Genomic DNA, 883 nt, shown 5'->3' on the forward strand with positions numbered 1-883 from the left:
AACAAATAGGAGGACGCTAAGATCCTCCTATTTTGTGTGGGTATGTGAGCAGGGTTACTTTAATACTTGCTCGATCTGACGAGCCTTTACTTGGCGGTTACTTGAAATTAATTCTTCAAGCCATGTTTGGTGGCCTTGTTGAGCCAGTTGACGAGCGACCAGTGTCGCCTCTTCAGATAATGCCATTTTCGCAATAAGAAACTGTTTCACTTCCGGCGATAATGGATTGGATTTGGTGAGTAAGCGAATCGCGTGAGGTTTGAGGCTTGGGTTGATCGTGGCATTCATCAACTGCTGCAAAGAGAAAGCATCTCCTGTATCAGCTAAGCGCTTGAGTTCCTGTTGGCTATTGTAATCGGCGCGCATTCGCCATAGTAAATCGTACATAGCTTTGTCTTGGCTGACTTGCGCCATACGAACGACCACTGCTGTGGACGGTAGCCAACTGGTGACATTCGCTTGAGTTAACTGCGTCGTTAAGGCTTTTAACGCACTTGGCGATAAGCTATCTAGCTCACGAATGAGCAAGGATTCTCTCGTCTGAATTTGTTGAGACGTCCCCGTTAACCACTGCTGCAGGTTTAGCTCTTTTCGTTCAGCTTGCAGCACAAAATCTAACGTGCTTTGGTCTTGTTTCCAACGCTTAATTAAACGACTCGCAATCGCTGGGTAATTGAATGCGGGTACACTGAATTCATAGCCATCGCCTCGCTCCAACATTTGATACGTGGGTGTCAAACGAACTTGCGATTCCACGAACAGTGCCATGCGCGGGGTAAGTATGATGTTTTGCTGTTCTAATTTTTCCAACAGGCGAAAACGCACCACGTCTTGCTGAGGAAAAGCGAGCCGATCGAGGGAAAATTTAAGCGAATCAACCTCA

The 883-nt window shown here is 46.7% G+C and carries 1 protein-coding gene; it reads right to left on the minus strand.

Translation table 11 applies throughout. The features are described from left to right. Positions 1-54 precede the first annotated feature (54 nt). The coding region (locus R7R24_RS25550) for a hypothetical protein (protein ID WP_318119906.1) at positions 55-883 on the minus strand (829 nt) is incomplete at its 5' end.

This window comes from Vibrio sp. 704, assembly GCF_033339295.1.